The organism is Streptomyces sp. AK02-01A, assembly GCF_033795305.1.
In the GTDB taxonomy this organism is placed as follows: Bacteria; Actinomycetota; Actinomycetes; order Streptomycetales; family Streptomycetaceae; genus Streptomyces.
In genome coordinates this window covers 116,507-133,359 of record NZ_JARBAE010000007.1, presented here as the reverse complement: position 1 = coordinate 133,359, position 16,853 = coordinate 116,507, and the positions used below count along the sequence as shown (strand labels likewise).

General features: G+C 70.4%; 14 protein-coding genes and 1 pseudogene. 6 read left to right on the top strand and 9 right to left on the bottom strand.

Going from position 1 to position 16,853, the window contains the following annotated elements; all coding sequences use genetic code 11:
• Nucleotides 1-57 precede the first annotated feature (57 nt).
• From PV679_RS10200 to PV679_RS10180, 5 genes are all read left to right on the top strand, one after another.
• Entirely contained in the window at nt 58-1,524 is a 1,467-nt protein-coding gene (locus PV679_RS10200) for an ATP/GTP-binding protein (protein WP_319679874.1), read from the top strand.
• Entirely contained in the window at nt 1,521-3,287 is a 1,767-nt protein-coding gene (locus PV679_RS10195) for a TraM recognition domain-containing protein (RefSeq protein ID WP_319679787.1), read from the top strand. The genes PV679_RS10200 and PV679_RS10195 overlap by 4 nt, the downstream gene beginning before the upstream one ends.
• Nucleotides 3,288-3,381: 94 nt before the next feature.
• The gene (locus tag PV679_RS10190; protein ID WP_319679873.1) at nt 3,382-3,684 is read left to right on the top strand and encodes a DUF4913 domain-containing protein; all 303 of its coding nucleotides are present in this window, start codon (nt 3,382-3,384) and stop codon (nt 3,682-3,684) included.
• 172 nt (nt 3,685-3,856) lie between these two features.
• Entirely contained in the window at nt 3,857-4,684 is an 828-nt protein-coding gene (locus PV679_RS10185; RefSeq protein WP_319679786.1) for a M23 family metallopeptidase, read from the top strand.
• A complete protein-coding gene (locus PV679_RS10180) occupies nt 4,681-5,865 on the top strand; it encodes a DUF418 domain-containing protein (protein WP_319679785.1) in 1,185 nt (394 codons plus the stop codon). Before PV679_RS10185 ends, PV679_RS10180 begins: the two co-directional genes overlap by 4 nt.
• Nucleotides 5,866-5,946: 81 nt before the next feature.
• On the opposite strand, the gene PV679_RS10175 is transcribed toward PV679_RS10180, so the two are convergent.
• Nucleotides 5,947-7,164, bottom strand: a complete 1,218-nt coding sequence (locus tag PV679_RS10175) for a peptidoglycan recognition family protein (protein WP_319679784.1) — start codon at nt 7,162-7,164, stop codon at nt 5,947-5,949.
• Nucleotides 7,165-7,413: 249 nt separating this feature from the next.
• Nucleotides 7,414-8,682, bottom strand: coding sequence for a CHRD domain-containing protein (locus tag PV679_RS10170; protein WP_319679783.1), 1,269 nt, complete (start codon nt 8,680-8,682; stop codon nt 7,414-7,416).
• Nucleotides 8,683-9,006: 324 nt separating this feature from the next.
• Between PV679_RS10170 and PV679_RS10165 the strand changes: the two genes are divergently transcribed.
• On the top strand, nt 9,007-9,387 hold the full coding sequence (locus PV679_RS10165; protein WP_319679782.1) for a hypothetical protein: 381 nt from the start codon (nt 9,007-9,009) through the stop codon (nt 9,385-9,387).
• Nucleotides 9,388-9,631: 244 nt separating this feature from the next.
• Here the strand turns inward: PV679_RS10165 and PV679_RS10160 are convergent, their stop codons facing one another.
• From PV679_RS10160 to PV679_RS10130, 7 genes and pseudogenes are all read right to left on the bottom strand, one after another.
• Nucleotides 9,632-10,375 (bottom strand): phosphotransferase family protein, encoded by a 744-nt coding sequence (locus PV679_RS10160; protein ID WP_319679781.1) that lies wholly within the window; start codon nt 10,373-10,375, stop codon nt 9,632-9,634.
• Between the two features lie 159 nt (nt 10,376-10,534).
• Nucleotides 10,535-11,110, bottom strand: a complete 576-nt coding sequence (locus PV679_RS10155; protein WP_319679780.1) for a hypothetical protein — start codon at nt 11,108-11,110, stop codon at nt 10,535-10,537.
• A 177-nt stretch (nt 11,111-11,287) separates the two neighbouring features.
• Nucleotides 11,288-12,700, bottom strand: coding sequence for an FAD-dependent oxidoreductase (locus PV679_RS10150; RefSeq protein ID WP_319679779.1), 1,413 nt, complete (start codon nt 12,698-12,700; stop codon nt 11,288-11,290).
• Between the two features lie 62 nt (nt 12,701-12,762).
• Entirely contained in the window at nt 12,763-13,626 is an 864-nt protein-coding gene (locus PV679_RS10145; protein WP_319679872.1) for an ABC transporter permease, read from the bottom strand.
• Between the two features lie 156 nt (nt 13,627-13,782).
• Nucleotides 13,783-14,757: pseudogene (locus tag PV679_RS10140) on the bottom strand (ATP-binding cassette domain-containing protein); the annotation flags it as partial.
• Between the two features lie 84 nt (nt 14,758-14,841).
• Nucleotides 14,842-15,804: a DUF2332 domain-containing protein gene (locus tag PV679_RS10135; protein WP_319679778.1), complete on the bottom strand. Its 963-nt coding sequence runs from the start codon at nt 15,802-15,804 to the stop codon at nt 14,842-14,844.
• Nucleotides 15,801-16,808 (bottom strand): polyprenyl synthetase family protein, encoded by a 1,008-nt coding sequence (locus PV679_RS10130; RefSeq protein ID WP_319679777.1) that lies wholly within the window; start codon nt 16,806-16,808, stop codon nt 15,801-15,803. Before PV679_RS10130 ends, PV679_RS10135 begins: the two co-directional genes overlap by 4 nt.
• Nucleotides 16,809-16,853: the final 45 nt, after the last annotated feature.

Genomic DNA, 16,853 nt, shown 5'->3' with positions numbered 1-16,853 from the left:
ACCGCGCGGCCGGAGGACCGGCCGGGCCGGGAGTCCACGAAGGGGCATCCGTCCGGTCTGCTCACGGCCCGAGGCTGGCCCGGCCCCGGCGGCGGGCAGATCGGTCATCTGGACCCGCCGACCATGTGGCGTGCCACCACGGTGCAGGCATGTGGCCTGTGGCCGTTCGCGGCGGGCTCGGGCGCCCCGATGACCGGGGTCCCGCTGGGGCAGCACCTGCATACCGGTGCGACCGTCTGCGGGGATCCCATCTCCTGGTTCACTCGGGCCCGATACATTTCCAATCCCTCCCTTTTCATGCTCGGCATGCCGGGTCTGGGCAAGTCGACCCTGATCAACCGGATGCTGATCGGGCTGTCGGCCACGGGAGTGGTGCCCCTGGTGCTGGGCGACCTCAAGCCGGACTACGCCGACACCGTACGGGCCCTGGGCGGGCAGGTGATCTCCATCGGGCGCGGGATGGGCGGCATCAACATCCTCGACCCCGGCGCCATGGGCGAGGCGGCCGCCCGGATCGGCGGCGAGGCCGGCCGTTCGCTGACGGCCGAGACCCATGGCCGGGTCCTGAACATGGTCGCCGCCCTCATCTCCGTGGTCCGCGGCAATCCCATGAGCGACCATGAGCAGTCCGTGCTTTCCGCAGCCCTGCACCACTTGCGGGAGAGGACCCCGGCCGGTCGGGCGCCCCTGCTGCCCGACCTGCTGGCGGTGCTGAAGGAAGGGCCCGAACGGGTCCGCGCGGTGACCCTGGACCGAGGCGACGACAGCCGCTACCGCACCGCCGTCGATCCCCTCCACCGCTCGCTGCTGGGCATCCTCGACGGTCCCCTCGGCAGCACCTTCGCCTCCGAGACCTCCACCCGGATCAACCCCAACGCCTCCGCGGTCTGTATCGACATCTCCCGTATCGGAGAGGCCGACACCCAGCTCACGGCCGCCGCGATGCTGGCCGCCTGGTCGGACGGGCTGGGATCCGTGGCCGCCTCCCACGCGCTGGCCGACGCCGGTCTCGCACCCCGGCGCTGGTTCTTCACCGTCCTCGACGAGCTGTGGCGGCCCCTGCGCGCGGCCTCCGGCATCGTGGACCGTATCGACGCCCTCACCCGGCTCAACCGCTCCCTCGGGCTGGGTGACGCGAAGATCACCCACACCCTCAAGGACGCGGAGGCCCTGGGCAGCGAATCCGACCGGGCCAAGGCACGCGGCTTTGTCGAGCGGGCCGGCATGGTGGTCTGTGCCGGGCTGCCGCGCACGGAGATGGAAGAACTCGGCCGTATCGTCGGGCTGTCCGAACGCGAGATCGACCTGGTGTCGTCCTGGTCCTCACCGCCCGGCTGGGCGGTCGGCGGCGAGCACGAGGAGCCGCCGGGACGCGGACGCTTCCTCATCAAGGTCGGCGGCCGGCCCGGCATCCCTCTCAGGGCCACCATCACCGACACGGAACGGGAACTGCACAACACCAACACCCGCTGGGCCACAGGCACTCAGCCGCGGCCCGCCCGCCAGGGCTGGGGGCGGGCATGAGCGCCTCGCCAGGGCGGATGTCCGGATCCGAGGCGGCGCCCTGGGCGATCGTAGCCATGGCCGGACTGGCCACGGTCGTGTTCGGAGCGATCTGGCTCGGCGGAACGATCGGTGCCACTGTGAGCGGGGCGGGATGGGACCCGCCTCCGTTCGCGATGTCCACCTTCGCCGAGCTGACCGCGCACGGTACCGGTCGGCTGTGGCCCGGAGCGTCCACCCTCTGGGTCTGGACGGGCGTTGTCGTGGTGTTCGCCTGTCCCCTGGCGGCGGCGGTGTGGGCCGGGCGCCGCCTCATCTCACGGTCCAAGCAGCCCAAGGGCCTCGCGGGTCCCCGGGAACTGGCCGCACTGACCCCGCGGGGCGTAGCGGCCCGCGCCCGTGAACTGCGGCCGTCCCTCAAGGGCATGGCCGAACTGCACCCGGACGACACCGGCAACCTGCTGGGAGATCTGGCGCCCGACGGCCCGGAGCTGCGGTCCTCGTACGAGGACGTCGAGCTCGACCTGATGGCACCGCGCGCGGGCAAGTCGACGGGCATCGCGGTGCCCCGGGTGCTCCGGGCTCGCGGCGCCGTACTGCTGACCTCGAACAAGTCCGACGTGTACGCGGTGACGCGGGCCCAGCGCGCCAAGGCGGGCACGGTGTGGACGTTCGACCCCCAGGGCATCGCCCATGTGCCGCGTGAGATGTGGTGGGACATGCTCGCCGAGTGCGTCACCATCGAGGGCGCGCGCCGTCTGGCCGGGCACTTCGTCGCATCCGTCAACGATGACGCCTCGAAGAAGGACTTCTGGATCTCCGCCGCGCAGAACACGCTGATGGCTCTCTTCCACGCCGCCGCGCGCGGCGGCGCCTCGGTGCTCGACCTGCTGGCCTGGCTGGCCGACCCGGCCGACCGTACCCCCGTCGACCTGTTGCGGGACGCCGAGATGACGGCGCTGGCCGAGCAGTTGCAGGGCACCGTGCGCGGTGCGGTGGAGACCCGGGACGGCATCTACGAAACAGCCCGGCAGTGCGTGTCCTGTCTGCTCGACCCGGAGATCGTGGCCTGGGTGACTCCGGACCCGCGACTGCCGCAGTTCCGGCCCGAGCAGCATGTGCTCGGCAACGACACGCTGTATCTGCTGTCGAAGGACGGCGGCGGCTCGGCCGCCGGAGTCATCGCGGGACTGGCCGATGCCACGATGCGCGCCGGGGTGGTCGCCGCTGAACGTATGGGGGGCCGGCTGGACCCGCCCATGACCGCCGTGCTGGACGAGGCCGCCAACGTCTGCCGCATCTCCGACCTGCCTGACCTGTACAGCCACTTCGGTTCGCGGGGCATCAACGTCGTCACCCTGCTCCAGAGCTACCGGCAGGGCAGCCGGGTGTGGGGCGAAGCGGGGATGGACGCGCTGTGGAGCGCGGCCACGGTCAAGCTGCTCGGCGCGGGTCTGGACGACGCCGACTTCGTGGAGAAGATCTCCAAGCTGGTCGGCCAGCACGACGTGCGGACGACCAGCGTCTCCCGTGGCCGGGACGGAACCTCCCGGTCCGTCTCGTACCGCCTCGATCCCATCCTTCCGGCAGACCGGATCCGAGCGCTGCCGAAGGGCACGGCGCTGCTGCTGGCCACCGGCGTCAAGCCCGCACTGATCCGATTGCGCCCCTGGTACAAGGAGCCCGACGCGGGCGTCATCTCCGCCGCGGCGGCCAAGGAGGCCGAGGCCATCACCATCCGCGCCGCAGAGAAGTGGAAGCCCCGTGTCGCAGACCGCGTCTGAGGCCGAACCGAACGAGGCGGCATCGCCCGTGGAGCCCCCTCCGTTCATCCTTTACCTGGCGCCCGAGCACTACCAGGCGGAACTGCGGTCCCTGATGGCTTGGGTGCATCAGCTGCTGCTGCCGGTGTACGGCCGGGAGACCAGCTCCAACGCCCCCTGGTGTCCCCGCTGGTGGGAACACATGGAGGCGGTCGCCCAACTGCACGGCCTGTGGCTGGCATGGCAAGAACTCACGGGAGCCGACGCTGCCCTGTCCGGTCCGGCGTCCTGGCACCGCGACTATCTCGGCCCGGTCTTCGCCAGTTTGCGCGACCCCGCGGGGCCGTTCGCCGGATGCAAGACCGGCAGCCACCGCGTGAAGGATCTGCCTCCCGTCGAAGACCCCTGGCAGGAGTAGGACACCGCGCGGGCCCCCGCTCAGTACGCGGCCGTCTCCCGGTACGTCCTTCTCCTCTCCTGTCTTTCGCCGTTTCGCCGTTTCGCCGTTTTCCCCTTTCCCCGTTTCTCCCGTCCGTCCATCCCCGGTTCCTCTCCCGCGCTCCGGCCCCTTTCCGAAGTGGAGCACCACCATGTCCTACGACAGCTACGACAGTTGGGACCGCATGGTCCGGCGCAGGCGCCTTGTCACCTCAGGGTTGATCGCCGTCGGTATCGTCGCGGTCGGCGCCGGCACGGTCTTCGCCGTGGAGCGCCCCGAGTCCGCGAGCGGCGTACGGGCGGTGCACAGCCGCCATCTGATACCGGCCCAGGTCGCGCGCAGGACGGGTACCGAACTCCGCGCCCAGGCGGACGCGCAGCAACGTGCCTCCCGGTCCCGGGAGCGGCCTGAGGACACGCCGTCCGGGCCCGTCCAGGTCCCGCCGCCGACCGAACCGCCCAGGCGCCCGGCGAAGGAGAGGCCCGCGGATTCTCCGGTGCCGCCGAACGGAAAGCGCGCGCCGGCCGTGGGGCGACAGGGCGGCGACCAGGCTTCGCCGGACACCTCGGACGCCTCCTCCTGGTACCTGCCGGTCACGGAACACCGGATCACGGCCGGTTATGGTCAGAGCGGGCCCTGGGCCTCCGGCCATCACACCGGCACCGACTTCCCCGTGCCGGTGGGCACACGCGTCGTCGCGGCGGGCGACGGGACGGTGGTGACCGCCGGATGGGACCGCGCCTACGGCAACCAGGTGGAGATCAGTCACCCGGACGGCACGTACACGCAGTACGCGCATCTGTCGGTACTGGCCGTGCGGCCGGGGCAACGGGTGCACGGCGGTCAGCGGATCGGGCTGTCCGGCGCGACGGGCAATGTGACGGGCCCGCATCTGCACTTCGAGGCCCGTACCGCGCCGGGCTACGGCCACGATGTGGACCCGGTGGCCTGGCTGCGCACGCGCGGGGTCACGCTGTGACTCCGTCACCCGCCGCGCGGCTCACCGGTCCGGTGGCCCGCGCGGCGGGCCGCGTTGAGGCGGTGGACGTGCTGCGCGGCTTCGCCCTGGGGGGTATCTGCCTGGTCAACGCCCAGGTCATCGCGGGTACGTTCACCCCGAGCGCGCGCCTGGCCGCAGGGCCTGTGGACCATGCTGCCGAATGGCTGGTGACGCTGTTCTTGACCACCAAGTTCTATCTGCTGTTCGCGTTCCTCTTCGGCTACAGCTTCACCTTGATGACGCGGGCCGCCGAGCGACGCGGGGCCGATGTCGCACGCGTGTACGGACGCCGCTTGCTCGGACTGCTTCTGATCGGGTGCGGGCACGCGGTGCTGCTGTACCCGGGAGACATTCTCATGACCTACGCGGTGCTGGGCCTGCCGCTGTTCGCCGTGCGCGGCTGGCGGCCGCGGAGGGCGCTGCGGGCCGCCGCACTGCTGATCGCGGCCCTGACCGCGATATTCCTGGTCATCGCCCTGTGCGCGCTGTATACGTCGCCCGCCGAAGGAGGGCTGGGCGCGCTCGGCGCCGACAATGTCGCGGCCTATCGGGGCGGCCCGCTCGACATCGTCGGCGCGCACATCCGGCAGTTCCGCGCGGAACTGGTCGGGGCCGTCCTGTACGCCGGGCATCTTTTCGCGGGCTTTCTGGCGGGTATGGCCGTCGGCAAGTGGCGCCTCCTGGAGGATCCGTACCGTCACACGGCCGCGCTGCGCCGACTGGCCGTGGGCGGCCTCGCGGTCGGGCTGCCCGGCGGCGTGTTCATGGCGATGTGCGAGAACGGCCCTTTGGACGCACGGTACTTCTACCTCGGCCGTGCCGTCGGTATCGTCACCGCTCCGGCCCAGGCCGCCGCGTGCGGCTGTCTGCTGCTGCTGTGGACGCGCGCGCACGGAGGGTGGGTCCGCGCGGCGCTTGCCCGGGCCGGACGCCTGGCGCTGACCAACTACCTCAGCCAGTCCCTCGTACTGGCCCTGCTGTTCACCGGATACGGCCTGGGCTGGTACGGGCGGGTCGGCGCGGCCGGCGTGACGGTGTGCGGCCTGTCGCTGTACACCGCTCAACTCCTGCTCAGCGGGCCGATCCTCGCTCGGTACGGGTCCGGTCCCGCAGAACGGCTGCTGCGACGGCTCACCTACGGACCCGCCGCCCGCCCATGACGAAACCGGGTGGTGCTGTGCGGGGCCGCACCCCTTGAGGTGCGGCCCCGCACAGCACCACCCGGTGCCGGGGATCAGAGATCAGGCAGCCGTCAGCAGCTTCCCGACATCGGCCCGGACGCCCGGCAGCACACGGTAGGCCAGGTCGCCGCAGCACTCGGTCGCCGTCCAGTCCCGGTGTCCGCCGAGCGTCATCCCGCGCTTGCTCTTTCCGTCCAACGGGTTGCGGTAGGTGATCGCCTCTCGCGGGTCGAGGCGGTGCAGTTGGGCGAGTGAGGCGAGCAGCCGTGTGAGCGACCGACGCATGGCCGGAGGGGGCGGTGCCTTCGTGAAGTCGCCCAGCAGGGCGATGCCGATGTTGCCCGCGTTGAAGCCGACTGTGTGAAAGCCGACGACGGCGTCGCGGTGGGAGTCGTGCGCGGGGATTGCGTCCTGCCCCGACCAGCGGCCCTCATAGACGCGGCCACGAGCGTCGACCAGGAAGTGATAGCCGATGTCGCCCCAGCCGTTGCCGGTGGTGTGCAGGGCGTATATGGCGCGGACCGTTGCCGCGGGGTCGGGGTCGTCGTTCGCTGTCACGGTGTGGTGGACGGTGAGGTTCTGGACCGGGAAGAAGCGCGGCGGAGAGATCTCCCGGCCGTCGGGGCCGAAGCGCTTGGATTCGTCGGCGCCCCAGTCCGCCCGGCGCAGGAGGTCTTCCGGAGGGAACGGAACGACCGCGGGACCGATCCGGGCCAGGACCGAGGATCCTGACGGCTGGGGCACGGTCTGCTCCGGGCCAGGGGCCGGAGCGGGGCCGCCGTTGACGGCTGTCGCGTCGACGATGTCCACGTCCGCGGGCGCGTCGATCTGGTAGCCGAAGCTGTTCCTGCCCGGGACGAACGCCCGGGTGGGGAGGGGCGCCGAGGGGCTGTTCGGCCGGCCGTCGACGCCGCAGGGACAGCCCGCCCTTACGTCTTCCCAGGCGCTGGGGCGCCCCTTGCGGTCGTACAGACGGACTTTGACGCCTTCGCCGGGGCCGGTCCAGTTGATGCCTATCGTGGTGATGGGGAACCCCGTGCGGTGCACCGTGCCACCGGGCCGGGACACCCGTGCGATGCGTGGCACCGCGAGGATTCGATTGCTGGACGCCGCGGTCGGCGGGGCGGCGGCCCCCACACGGACACAGGATGCCAGGAGCGGTGTCATCGCGGCCGCGCCGAGCCCGTACAGCAGGCGCCGTCGTGCCAGGCCGGGGTCTCGGCCGGCTTCCGGCTGCCGCACGCCGGTGAAGGTCTCGTTCTCAGTGGGGTACGTCAAGGTTGTCCTCCGAAGGAGAAGCGGTGGTGGTCGGTGGAGTGGGAGAACGCCTGCCACGCCGACGCGGGGCAGCCCGCGGCGCTCAGCGCGACGGCCCCGGCGCCGGGGTCCGCGTCCCGGTTCCGGGGCCGTCGGGGAGACGTCCGGGTGAGTTCCTGCCATTTCCCGGTCCGGTCTTGTGATGCCCGCGCGACCGTCGTCCGGTACGAGAGCGGCCCAGGCAGCCGTACACGGGCTGTGCCTCAGAGGTCAGACAGCGCCGAGGAAGACCGAAGAGATCTTGTTGTCGAAGCCGACCGCACCGAGGTCGCTGACATCACCGTTGATCACCTTCGAGGTGCCCGTGCAGCCGGTACCGGACCAGAGCTTGACCGGCTGCGGTGTCCGGAGGGCGGAGGCCACACCTGGGCGCGGTACGTCGACGCAGCCCCGGCCCACGACACTCATGGACGGATTGCTCTCGGAGAAGGTGCCCGGTTCGTCGAACAGAAGCACACTGGTGTCCGCTTCCGGGGCCGGCGAGGCACCGGTCCGGGAGGGCGGGGTGCCGTGTCCGGACCTGGCGGAAGAGCCGAACAGCTGGCCGCGCACGGCACCGTCGGGGAACTCGGCGGTGTGCAGGTTCGCGTAGAAGCCGCCCGGGTCGTTCCGCACCTCTTCGACCATGGCCGGGTCCTGACCGGACAGCGTGCCGGAGATGGCGAAGATGCCTGCCGGAACCGGAGTGGTGAACAGGGGAAAGCGAACCTCGCCGTTCTTGCCGGCGGGGCCCTGGTGGACGTGCCCCAGGGTGGGCGAACCGGTGTTCAGCCAGGCCATCGAGTAGTTGAGGCGGCTGCCTTCGGGGTCCAGGAAGGTGACGGCGCGGCCATCGGGATCGCCGACCTTGCTCTTGTCGTCCTTGGGAACCTCCTGGTCGCCGTCGGAGAGGGCCTGAAGCGCGCCTCCGTTGATGATGCCGAGAGGGTTCACCTGATTCCGCACCCGGTTGAGCTGGCCGCGTACGGCGCCTCCCGGGAACTCCTCGCTGTGCAGGTTGACGTAGAACCCAGCAGGATTCTCTCGCAGCCTGCGCGCCAGTCCGGCGTCCCGCACCGTGACCTGGCCCGCCGCCGAAGTCACCGTGTCGGGCATCGCGCTCGTGAACAGCGGCACCTTCACATCACCGTTGGCGCCGCGCGTGCCCTCATGGATGTGGCTCAGGGTGGGCGCGCTGATCCCGTGCCAGGTCAGCGCGAAGCTGACGCGGTCGCCCTTGACCCGGATGACGGCCTGCGCGGAGCCGTCCTTGTCGCCGGTCGCGGGGCCGCCCGCGACCGGGACCTCCTGGTTACCGGAGAGGTTCGCGGCCAGGGAGAAGGAAGCGCCCCGCGCGGGATGCGAGGCCCCGGCGGGATCACCGGATGCCGGCGGGGCGGTGCCTCCGGGGTGGTGCCCCGAGTGGGCGAAGGCGGGCGTTGTGATGACCATTCCCGCGAAAATCACGGTGCTGGTGAGGGCGAGAGCTCCATAACGCATATCGCAGGTCCCTTTTCGCTTGCGTGGCGCTGCGCACCGCAGCATTTGTTCCTACGTTCCGGAAGCGGACAGGGATCACTTCTCGCGGAGGGGAATTCCTTCGGCGCCGTGGTGAACCGTTTCCGCTCGCGGCGCGTCGCACCGGATGATGACGTCCGGGAGCGGCGGCGCGGTATTCGTCCGCTGCCGGTTTCCCTTCACAAGACCTGGAGTTGATGCGCGATGCGCAGGACCGTTCTGGTGAGCGTGACCACGGCCGTTTCCGTAATGACCCTTGCCCTGTCCGCATGCGGCGCCGGGGATGACACAGGCGCCGCCCCGGTGGTGCGGGATACGAAGGCGAATGCCGTCTCGATCAAGGTGGCCGACTCGGAATACGGCCGGATCCTGGTCGACCAGTCCGGCCGCACCCTCTACGGCTTCACCCGGGACAAGGCCCGTGCCAGCAGTTGTGGCACGGACTGTGTCGCGGTGTGGCCGGCCCTGACCAGTGAGACGGCCGCCACGGCGGGCGAGGGCACGAGCAAGGCGCTGCTGCGCAAGACCGTGCGGACCGCCGGCGTCACCCAGGTCACGTACGGTGACTGGCCCCTGTACTACTACGTGGGTGACGTCGTGCCCGGTGACGTCAACGGGCAAGCGCTGGACGGGGAATGGTTCGTGGTGTCCCCGGACGCGAAACTGGACAAGAAACCCGCGAGCTGATCACGTCGAGGCACCGACGCCATGGCCCCTCGGGGCAAGAACAGCGCCCGCACGAGCCGCTGCTCTCCGAGCCGCGGGCCCCGGACCTGCTGGACTTCTCCCGCGCCGTGGTCGACTCCAGACACATCCGCGCGTTGAAGGGCGGGCCGGCGCATCGCCCGGCGCGGCGCCGGGCACGGCTCCGGCCAGAAGATGGCCTGCTCGATAGGGCAGAACGCACTCACAGCAGCGGGCCCGCGGGGCCTCACATCCGGGATCTCAGCACGTCGACCTCACAGCCCGCCGTGAACGGGTCGAAACCGTGCTCGACCAGCCAGCGAACCACCAGCAGGCTTCGCAACGACCACCACGCGCGGATCACGTCGAGGTCGACGTCGGTGCCATAGCCGGCGACGACGTCACCGAGGTGTTCCTCGTGTCCGAGCGTCAAGGTGGCGAGGTCGAACAGGGCATCACCCCGGCCCGCCTCGGACCAGTCGATGATGCCAGTGATCTCGTCACTGTCGACGAACACGTGAGTGATCTGCAGGTCGCCGTGCGTGAACATCGGAGTCCACGGCCGGAGCGCGGCCTCGGCGACCTGGCGGTTGCGGGTGACCAGGTCGGCGGGCAGGACGCCGTTCGTCACGAGCCGCTCGCACTCGCCGTCGAGATCCGCCGCCAACTCGTCGAGGCCCCTTCCCCGGCCGGGCCAGGGCGGCAACGGCGCGTCGTGCAACTTCCGGATGGCGGCACCCGCCGCGGCCCACGCCGCCGGGGACGCGGCCGACGGCTCGCCGAGACGGCCGAGTGCCGTCCCCGGGACCGCGGCGATCGCGAGGACGGGCGGCTTGCGCCACAGGACCTCCGGGGTCGGGACCGGCGCCAGGGCCATCGCCTCGACCTCGACGTCGACGCGCGCCTGATCGGCGTCCACCTTCAGGAACACATCGCCGACGCGCAGGGTCGCGCGCTCGGAATGGGCGACGACGACTTTGACCTCATCCATGGGCGACCAGTATCCCGGGAATGACCGTCCGCGTCGCCGGGTTTGTCGCGTGCGATTACGCGGCTGACCGCGTCCTGCTGTCCAGCGGCCTTGTGCACGACACCGACCGCTGACCAGGTCGAGCCCACCACTTTTGGCAGAAGTCCCCAGGGCTTTCCCTCAATGGGAATGCCGCCGCCTTACTTGTGATCCAGTGTGCGCGGAGTGCTGAGCGCGAAACGCGGGGCCAGGTGATCGTTGACCCGGCGTGCGCGCGTCGTCGTGGTGATCTCTCTTTGGCGACGTGCCGCTCGTGGCCCTTGCCCACGTATAGATCTCTTCCGCCAGCACTCCCACAGCCCTTCTCTCGTCCACGGTCGAGAATGACTTGGTTGTGTTGATGACTTCATGTGCTTGCCGTCCCGGCGGCCCGACATGAAGGCGTGGATCGTCAGTATTCTTCGCCCATGCGTTGATCTCTTCCGCTTGAAGCCGCGCCGCCAGGATCTCGTCCTCTGCTACCCGCTTCCGCTCCTTCAGGTACGCGTCAAGGGCTTTCTGGTGCTCTCCGCTCGGAAAGGACTTGCCGCGGATTCTGTGCAATATTTTGCTCCGTGGCGGCGGCAGCCTCTCCTTCAATGCGGCGACAACCTGGGCCCTGAGGCCCTCCGGAACGTCAAATTTCGGCGCACCGCCGTAATTTCCAAGTGCGTAGTACCGGTGAACGTCCATTGCCATCTCTTCTGCTTCTGTCATTTCATGCTCTTCTCTTGGGCGTTGGCCGGGACAGCCCTTGGGTCTACGAGAAAACGGAGATGCGGCTTCGATGGTTCGCGGTCGCGTTCGGTGGTGGCTCGGAGTCCGGCGACAGCGCCGTGGCGAGCACGGAGCGTGTGGTGTGCGGCCCGCCGAGGGTTACGGCCACGACGAGGTTCAGTCAGAGGCCACCACCGCCGCGAGCAGTGCGCGGCGGTCGGGGCCATCGGGGTGGCGGGGCGCGTCCGCCGCCAGTTCCGCGAACCGGGCCAGGAGGCCCGGCTTCCCCATGGCCTCCCGCGCGTCGGCCAGCAGAAAGCCGATCTCGGCCATCGCACGCATGACGCCGGTGTCCCGGAGGCCGACGGACCGTCCGGCGACGTGCTGGTTCCAGGCGGGGTCGGCGCTGAGGTGGGCCTCGCCCCGCATGTCGGCGGCGATCTCGGCCTGACGGTGCGCCTCCCAGTCGGCCAGCCCGGACCACACGGGGATGAGGTGACGTTCGGTCGCGTCATCGAAGCGACGCGCCAGTTCGGCGCCGAGGCCGGTGCCCTCCTCGCGCAGGACATCGCGGAGGAGGACGGCCTGCCTGACGCCGAGGGTGATGCCGAGACCGAACTGCGGATTGGTGGTGGCCCAGGCGTCGCCCACCGTGACCAAGCCGGTCACCAACGGCCGTCCGGCACGCACGAGTCGGCGCCGCACACTGCGGATGCCGCCCATGGTGACAACGCCACCCAGCGGCTCGCCCAGCGCCCAGGGCGCCAGTCCGGGGTAGAGGGCCGCTGTCCGCTGCCAGACGTCGCTCCGGGCAAGCCGCCTGAGATCCTGGTCGGCCCCGGAAGTGACCAGGGTCATCGACCACGTGCCGTTGTCACCCGGGACGACGACGACTGACACGCTGTTGTGATGGTGCAGGGGCCACGGCGCCGGTCCGGGGAGGTTTCCGTCCTGGGCGCGGAAGTGCCTCGTGTAGTAGCGAAATCCCCGTTCCGTCCCGGCCGGCCGGATGTCCGTGGCATCGGGCAGCAAGGTGGCGAGCCCGCGTCGGCCGGACGCCACCACGACCAGATCCGCCTTGACGCGTTCGCCGTGGTCCAGCACCACCCCGGTGACATGTCCGCCGTGTGCTTCGGGAACGTCCTCGGCCAGCAGCCCGGCCGCTCGCACGCCTCGCCGCAGCGTGATGCCCGCGGTGCGTTCCGCCACGGCCAGCAGGGCGGCCTCCAGCACAGGCCGACGCGCCGCGACCGTGTCGAACCGTGCGTCGCCCGGTTCGACCGTGGCCTCGGGCAGGAGGCTCAGTGCGCCGGCGATCATGTTGTGGCGGCGGCCTCCCCACCGCAGGATCTCGGACACGGTCCCGGGCAGCTCCCGTCGCAGGACGTGGTAGCCGGCCGGGGCGAGGACGTGCGCGGCGGCGAACTGGCGTACTCCGGACCGCTCCCACTTGTCCCAGACACCGTCCGGGCCGTCGGCGGGCGGCCCCGGATCCTGGTCGACCACGGTGACCCGATGTCCGTCGGCAGCCAACAGCATGGCCGTGACCAGACCGGTGGGTCCCGCTCCGAGAATCAGTGTGTCAACCATGGTCAGCTCCTGCGGGCGTGGGACGTGCGGCGTGGTCCGCGTCGTGGTGAGAGGGTCTGCGGTCAGGTGCGCTTGCGGAACCGGGCCAGCGCGAGCGGTGCGGCCACGACCGTGATGCCGCACGACCAGATCAACACGACCAGCACCGAATGCCCGGCCGGCTTCTCGTTGATCAGCTCCCGGCACGCGTCCGCCAGGGCTGACAGCGGGTTGTAGCGGGTGAAGGACACCAGCCAGTCCGGCATGGTGGAGACCGGAGCGAAGATCGAGCTGCCGAACTGCAAAGGCACGGCCACCAGGCCGCTCACCGCCTGGGCCGACTGGGCGCTGCGCATGCTCATACCGACCAGCATGGAAATCCACACCATGGCCGTGCCGAAGAGGATGATGAGGCCGTCGACGGCCAGTACCACCAGGGGGCCGGCGGGCACCCGCATGCCCAGGAGCATCGCGAAGTTCATGAGGACCGACAGCGACAGCAGGGAGCGTACGGTCTCCGAGATCAGTCTGGCGGCCAGGACCGACACAGGGGAGATCGGCAGCGTTCTGAAGCGGTCCATCAGCCCGGTCTGGAAGTCGGTGTTCATGCCGGTGCTGACAGAGGTGGCCAGCATCAGGCTCAGGATGCCGAGCAGGCCCGGGATCATGTACTGGATATAGCCGGCCCTTGAACCGGCGATCGCGCCGCCGAAGACGTAGACGAACAGCACGGTGAAGATACCCGGCATCAGTACCGAGTCGAGGAGCGAGGAGGGGTCGTCCCTCATATGGAGCAGGTTGCGCCGGACCAGGGTGCCGGTGTGACGCAGATGGGCGCCCGGCGTCCGGTGGGCGGGACGCGGCGGCGGTGCCGTGGGCGGTTGGGTGGCTGGCCGCGCGTAGTACCAGCCGGGGTCAAGGGGTGGCGGGGCACCTGGTCCGGTCATGGAGGGATGGGAAGGCCGCTGCTGGTGGTACGCGTACGGTGCCGGTGCGGGGACGGTGCCGTATGCCGGCGCCGCCGCCATGGCGGTGGTACCCGGAGTGGTGCCTTCGATGGGCATGGTGCCGGTGAGGTCGACGGCGGGGCGCGGAACGGCACCCGCCTTGTGGCCCGTCAGGGTGAGGAAAACATCGTCCAGACTGGGCTGGTGGGTTGTCAGGGCGGCGACTTCGAAGCCCGCGGTACCGAGCGAGCGCATCACACAGCTCAGCTGTCTGTCGTTGACGCCGGCCACCATCAGCTGTCCCTCCGCCTCGTCGATCCAGGCACCGGCGATCCCGGCGAGGCGAAGGCAGGACAGCATCGGGCCGAGGTCCGCGTGGTGCAACGGCCGGATCTGCAGAGTCTCCGCGCCGACCTGGGTCTTCAGCTCGGCGATCGATCCGCGGGCGATGACCCGGCCGTGATCGATCACGGTCAGCTCGTCGGCCAGGCGCTCCGCCTCCTCCATGTACTGCGTGGTGAGCAGCACCGCCGTGCCCTCCCGGGCGAGGGACGCGACCTCGTCCCACACCTCGTTGCGGGTGTGCGGGTCGAGGCCAGTGGTGGGTTCGTCGAGGAAGAGGACACTCGGGCGGCCGACCATCCCTGAGGCCAGGTCCAGCCGACGGCGCATGCCACCGGAGTAGGTGCGGGCCTTGCGACTGGCCGCGTCGGTGAGGGAGAACCGTTCCAGCAACTCGGTGGCGCGGGCCCGGGCCTGTCTCCGGGACAGGTCCAGCAGACGCCCGATCATATAGAGGTTCTCGAACCCCGAGAGTTTCTCGTCCACGGACGCGTACTGACCGGTGAGTCCGATGGTTCGGCGCACATGGTCGGGCTGGCGCCGCACATCGAACCCGCCGACCAGCGCGGTACCGCCGTCGGCCTTGGCCAGCGTGGACAGGATGCGCACCAGAGTCGTCTTGCCGGCGCCGTTGGGCCCCAGCACGCCGAGTACCACACCCTGACGGAGGGCCAGGTCGACGCCGCTCAGCACGGTTTGGTCTCCATAGTGCTTGATCAGGCCGTACGCCTCCACGGCGAGGCCGGCGGCGGTGTCGGGGCCGTAACGACCGTTGGGTGGCCAGAACATGCCCAGGTGTTTCCTTTCGGGGCCCGGCGGAACGGTGTGCGCGGCGAAGCCGGTCCTTCGCGGAGCGTTGTCGCGATGGACGGGCTACGAGTAGACGGTCACCTGAAGGCGGGGTGCCAGAGTCCAGTCGTGAGGCTCGAAGCCCACTCGGGCCAGCGGCATACGAGTGGCGGCTTCACCGAGCACCTTCTCGATGTCAGCCTGTTGCCGCGAGGTGAGGTAGCCCCACAGCAGGCTGTGCCACACCACGGTGAGCACCTCGCCTCCGTCGGAGGGCCGGGCCAGCTCGGCCGCCAGCCAGCCGACGGCATCCGCCTTGTCCACGCGCACGTCTGAGCGGGCGGCCAGGGCGATCGCGTCGTCGAGCTCCAGCCTCTGTATCTCCCGTTCGGGCGGCAGGAAGGAGTGCACGATCAGCACGTCGGCGGGGTCAGCGGGGTCGCGCGGGGCGAGGTCGCACCCGGCGCGTTCGACGATGGTGAGGTCGCCCGGTGACCTGCCGTGGGCTGCCAGGCGTACGGGTGAGCTGGGGTCACCCCACTCCCAGCCGGGTCCGAACCAGCGGTACTGGTCGATCAGCAGGTTCAGCCCGGCGCACGCGCCGATCTCCAGCAGCCGCACCTTCGGTGCGCCCAGCATGCCCAGCGCGGACAGCAGGACGCTCGCTCGGCTCGGTTCGTGCTGCTGGACGGGCAGGTCCAGCGCGGCGCGGGTGAGCTCGGGGTGGTCCAGCAGCGCCCGCGTGGACAGCCGCCACGTCTGCTCGGCGTAATCGCGGTCGTCGATTCCCGAGGTCAGATTTTCGAGGTGGGCGCCGAGTTCGGGAGCGTGACCGCTGAGCATCAACCAGCGCACCGCGGCGGCCGCGCGGATGGCGAACAGCGGTTCCATGGCCTGCGGATGGCCGCCGATCAGTGTCCAGACGGGGCCGCCCTGCTCGATGTCGTCGGCCAGCCGAGCCAGGAAGTCCGCCGACACGGGGGCGTAACCGGCCGAGCCGACGGCCATGGCCCGCAGGTCGGTGATGGTTGCGTCAAGGGTATTCATGCTGCGACTCCATCCTGATTGCGAAGTTGCGAGGATTCGGCCGAGACGTTCACCATCCACTGGATGACGTCCCGGTGGGGTGAGGGTGGCGCCAGTTGGTGGAGGAGGACGGACAGCCGGTGCCGCAGTCCGGCGATTCTGCGGTCGTAGCCCACCGCCACGTCCGGCCGCCGCAGCCGCTCCCACACGGCGCTGCGGGCACGGGCGTCGCGCATGGCGTCGGAGTGGGCTCGTCCCAGCGCTTCCGCCTCGGCGGGTGGCAGCGTCTCCAGCGCGTAGGCCCGGAGCAGGGTGGGGGTCCCGTTCGCCAGGTCGGTGTCCAGCTCGGCGGTCAGTGGCGCTCGGTCGTTCGCGGTCTGCCGCAGCACTCCGAAGAGCCGCCCGAAGGCGCGCCAGCCGCGCACCTCCTCCTCGGTCCGGCCCGCCAGCAGCGCGGCCATCGCGGCGTCCCGGCCGTAGGGGGCACCGGTCTTCCCGACATAGCCGGTCATGGTCCGCTTCCAGAAGTCGGACGCGGTGTCCTGCGTCACATCCGCGAGCTGTCCGTCGGCCGCTTCGATCGTGGTGCGGTTCAGTTCACGGGCGAAGGAGGCCCCGACGGAGCTGGAAAGGCCCATTCCGGCGATCACCTCCTGAGGCAGCGGCGCAAGGCAGGCGGTGGAGGCCACGGTGACCGCCGCGGTGGACATTCCCGCGGCGCGCGGATCGAATTGCCCGTCCATCACGTCGTCGAGGACCTCCGCTCCGGCCCACCACAGCCGGGACAGTACGCACACCGGCAGCGCGGGCTCCGGGTCACCGGTCAGGGCACCGTGGACAGACATCGCCAGCAGCCTGAAGGGACTTGCCGAGCTGGTGTCCACCTCAAGCAGGGCCAGGACCGAACGCTCCAGCGCGGGGGCGCCCGCGCAGGCGGCGCTGACCGCGGAACGCACCACCGGGCCGAGCCGCCGTTGCTGCTCCAGGAGCAGCTCGTAGGCCTCGTGAGCATCGCTGTGGGTCATAAGCCGTCTCCTTGTCGGTGGAAGGCCGCAACGCGCCGGAAGAGG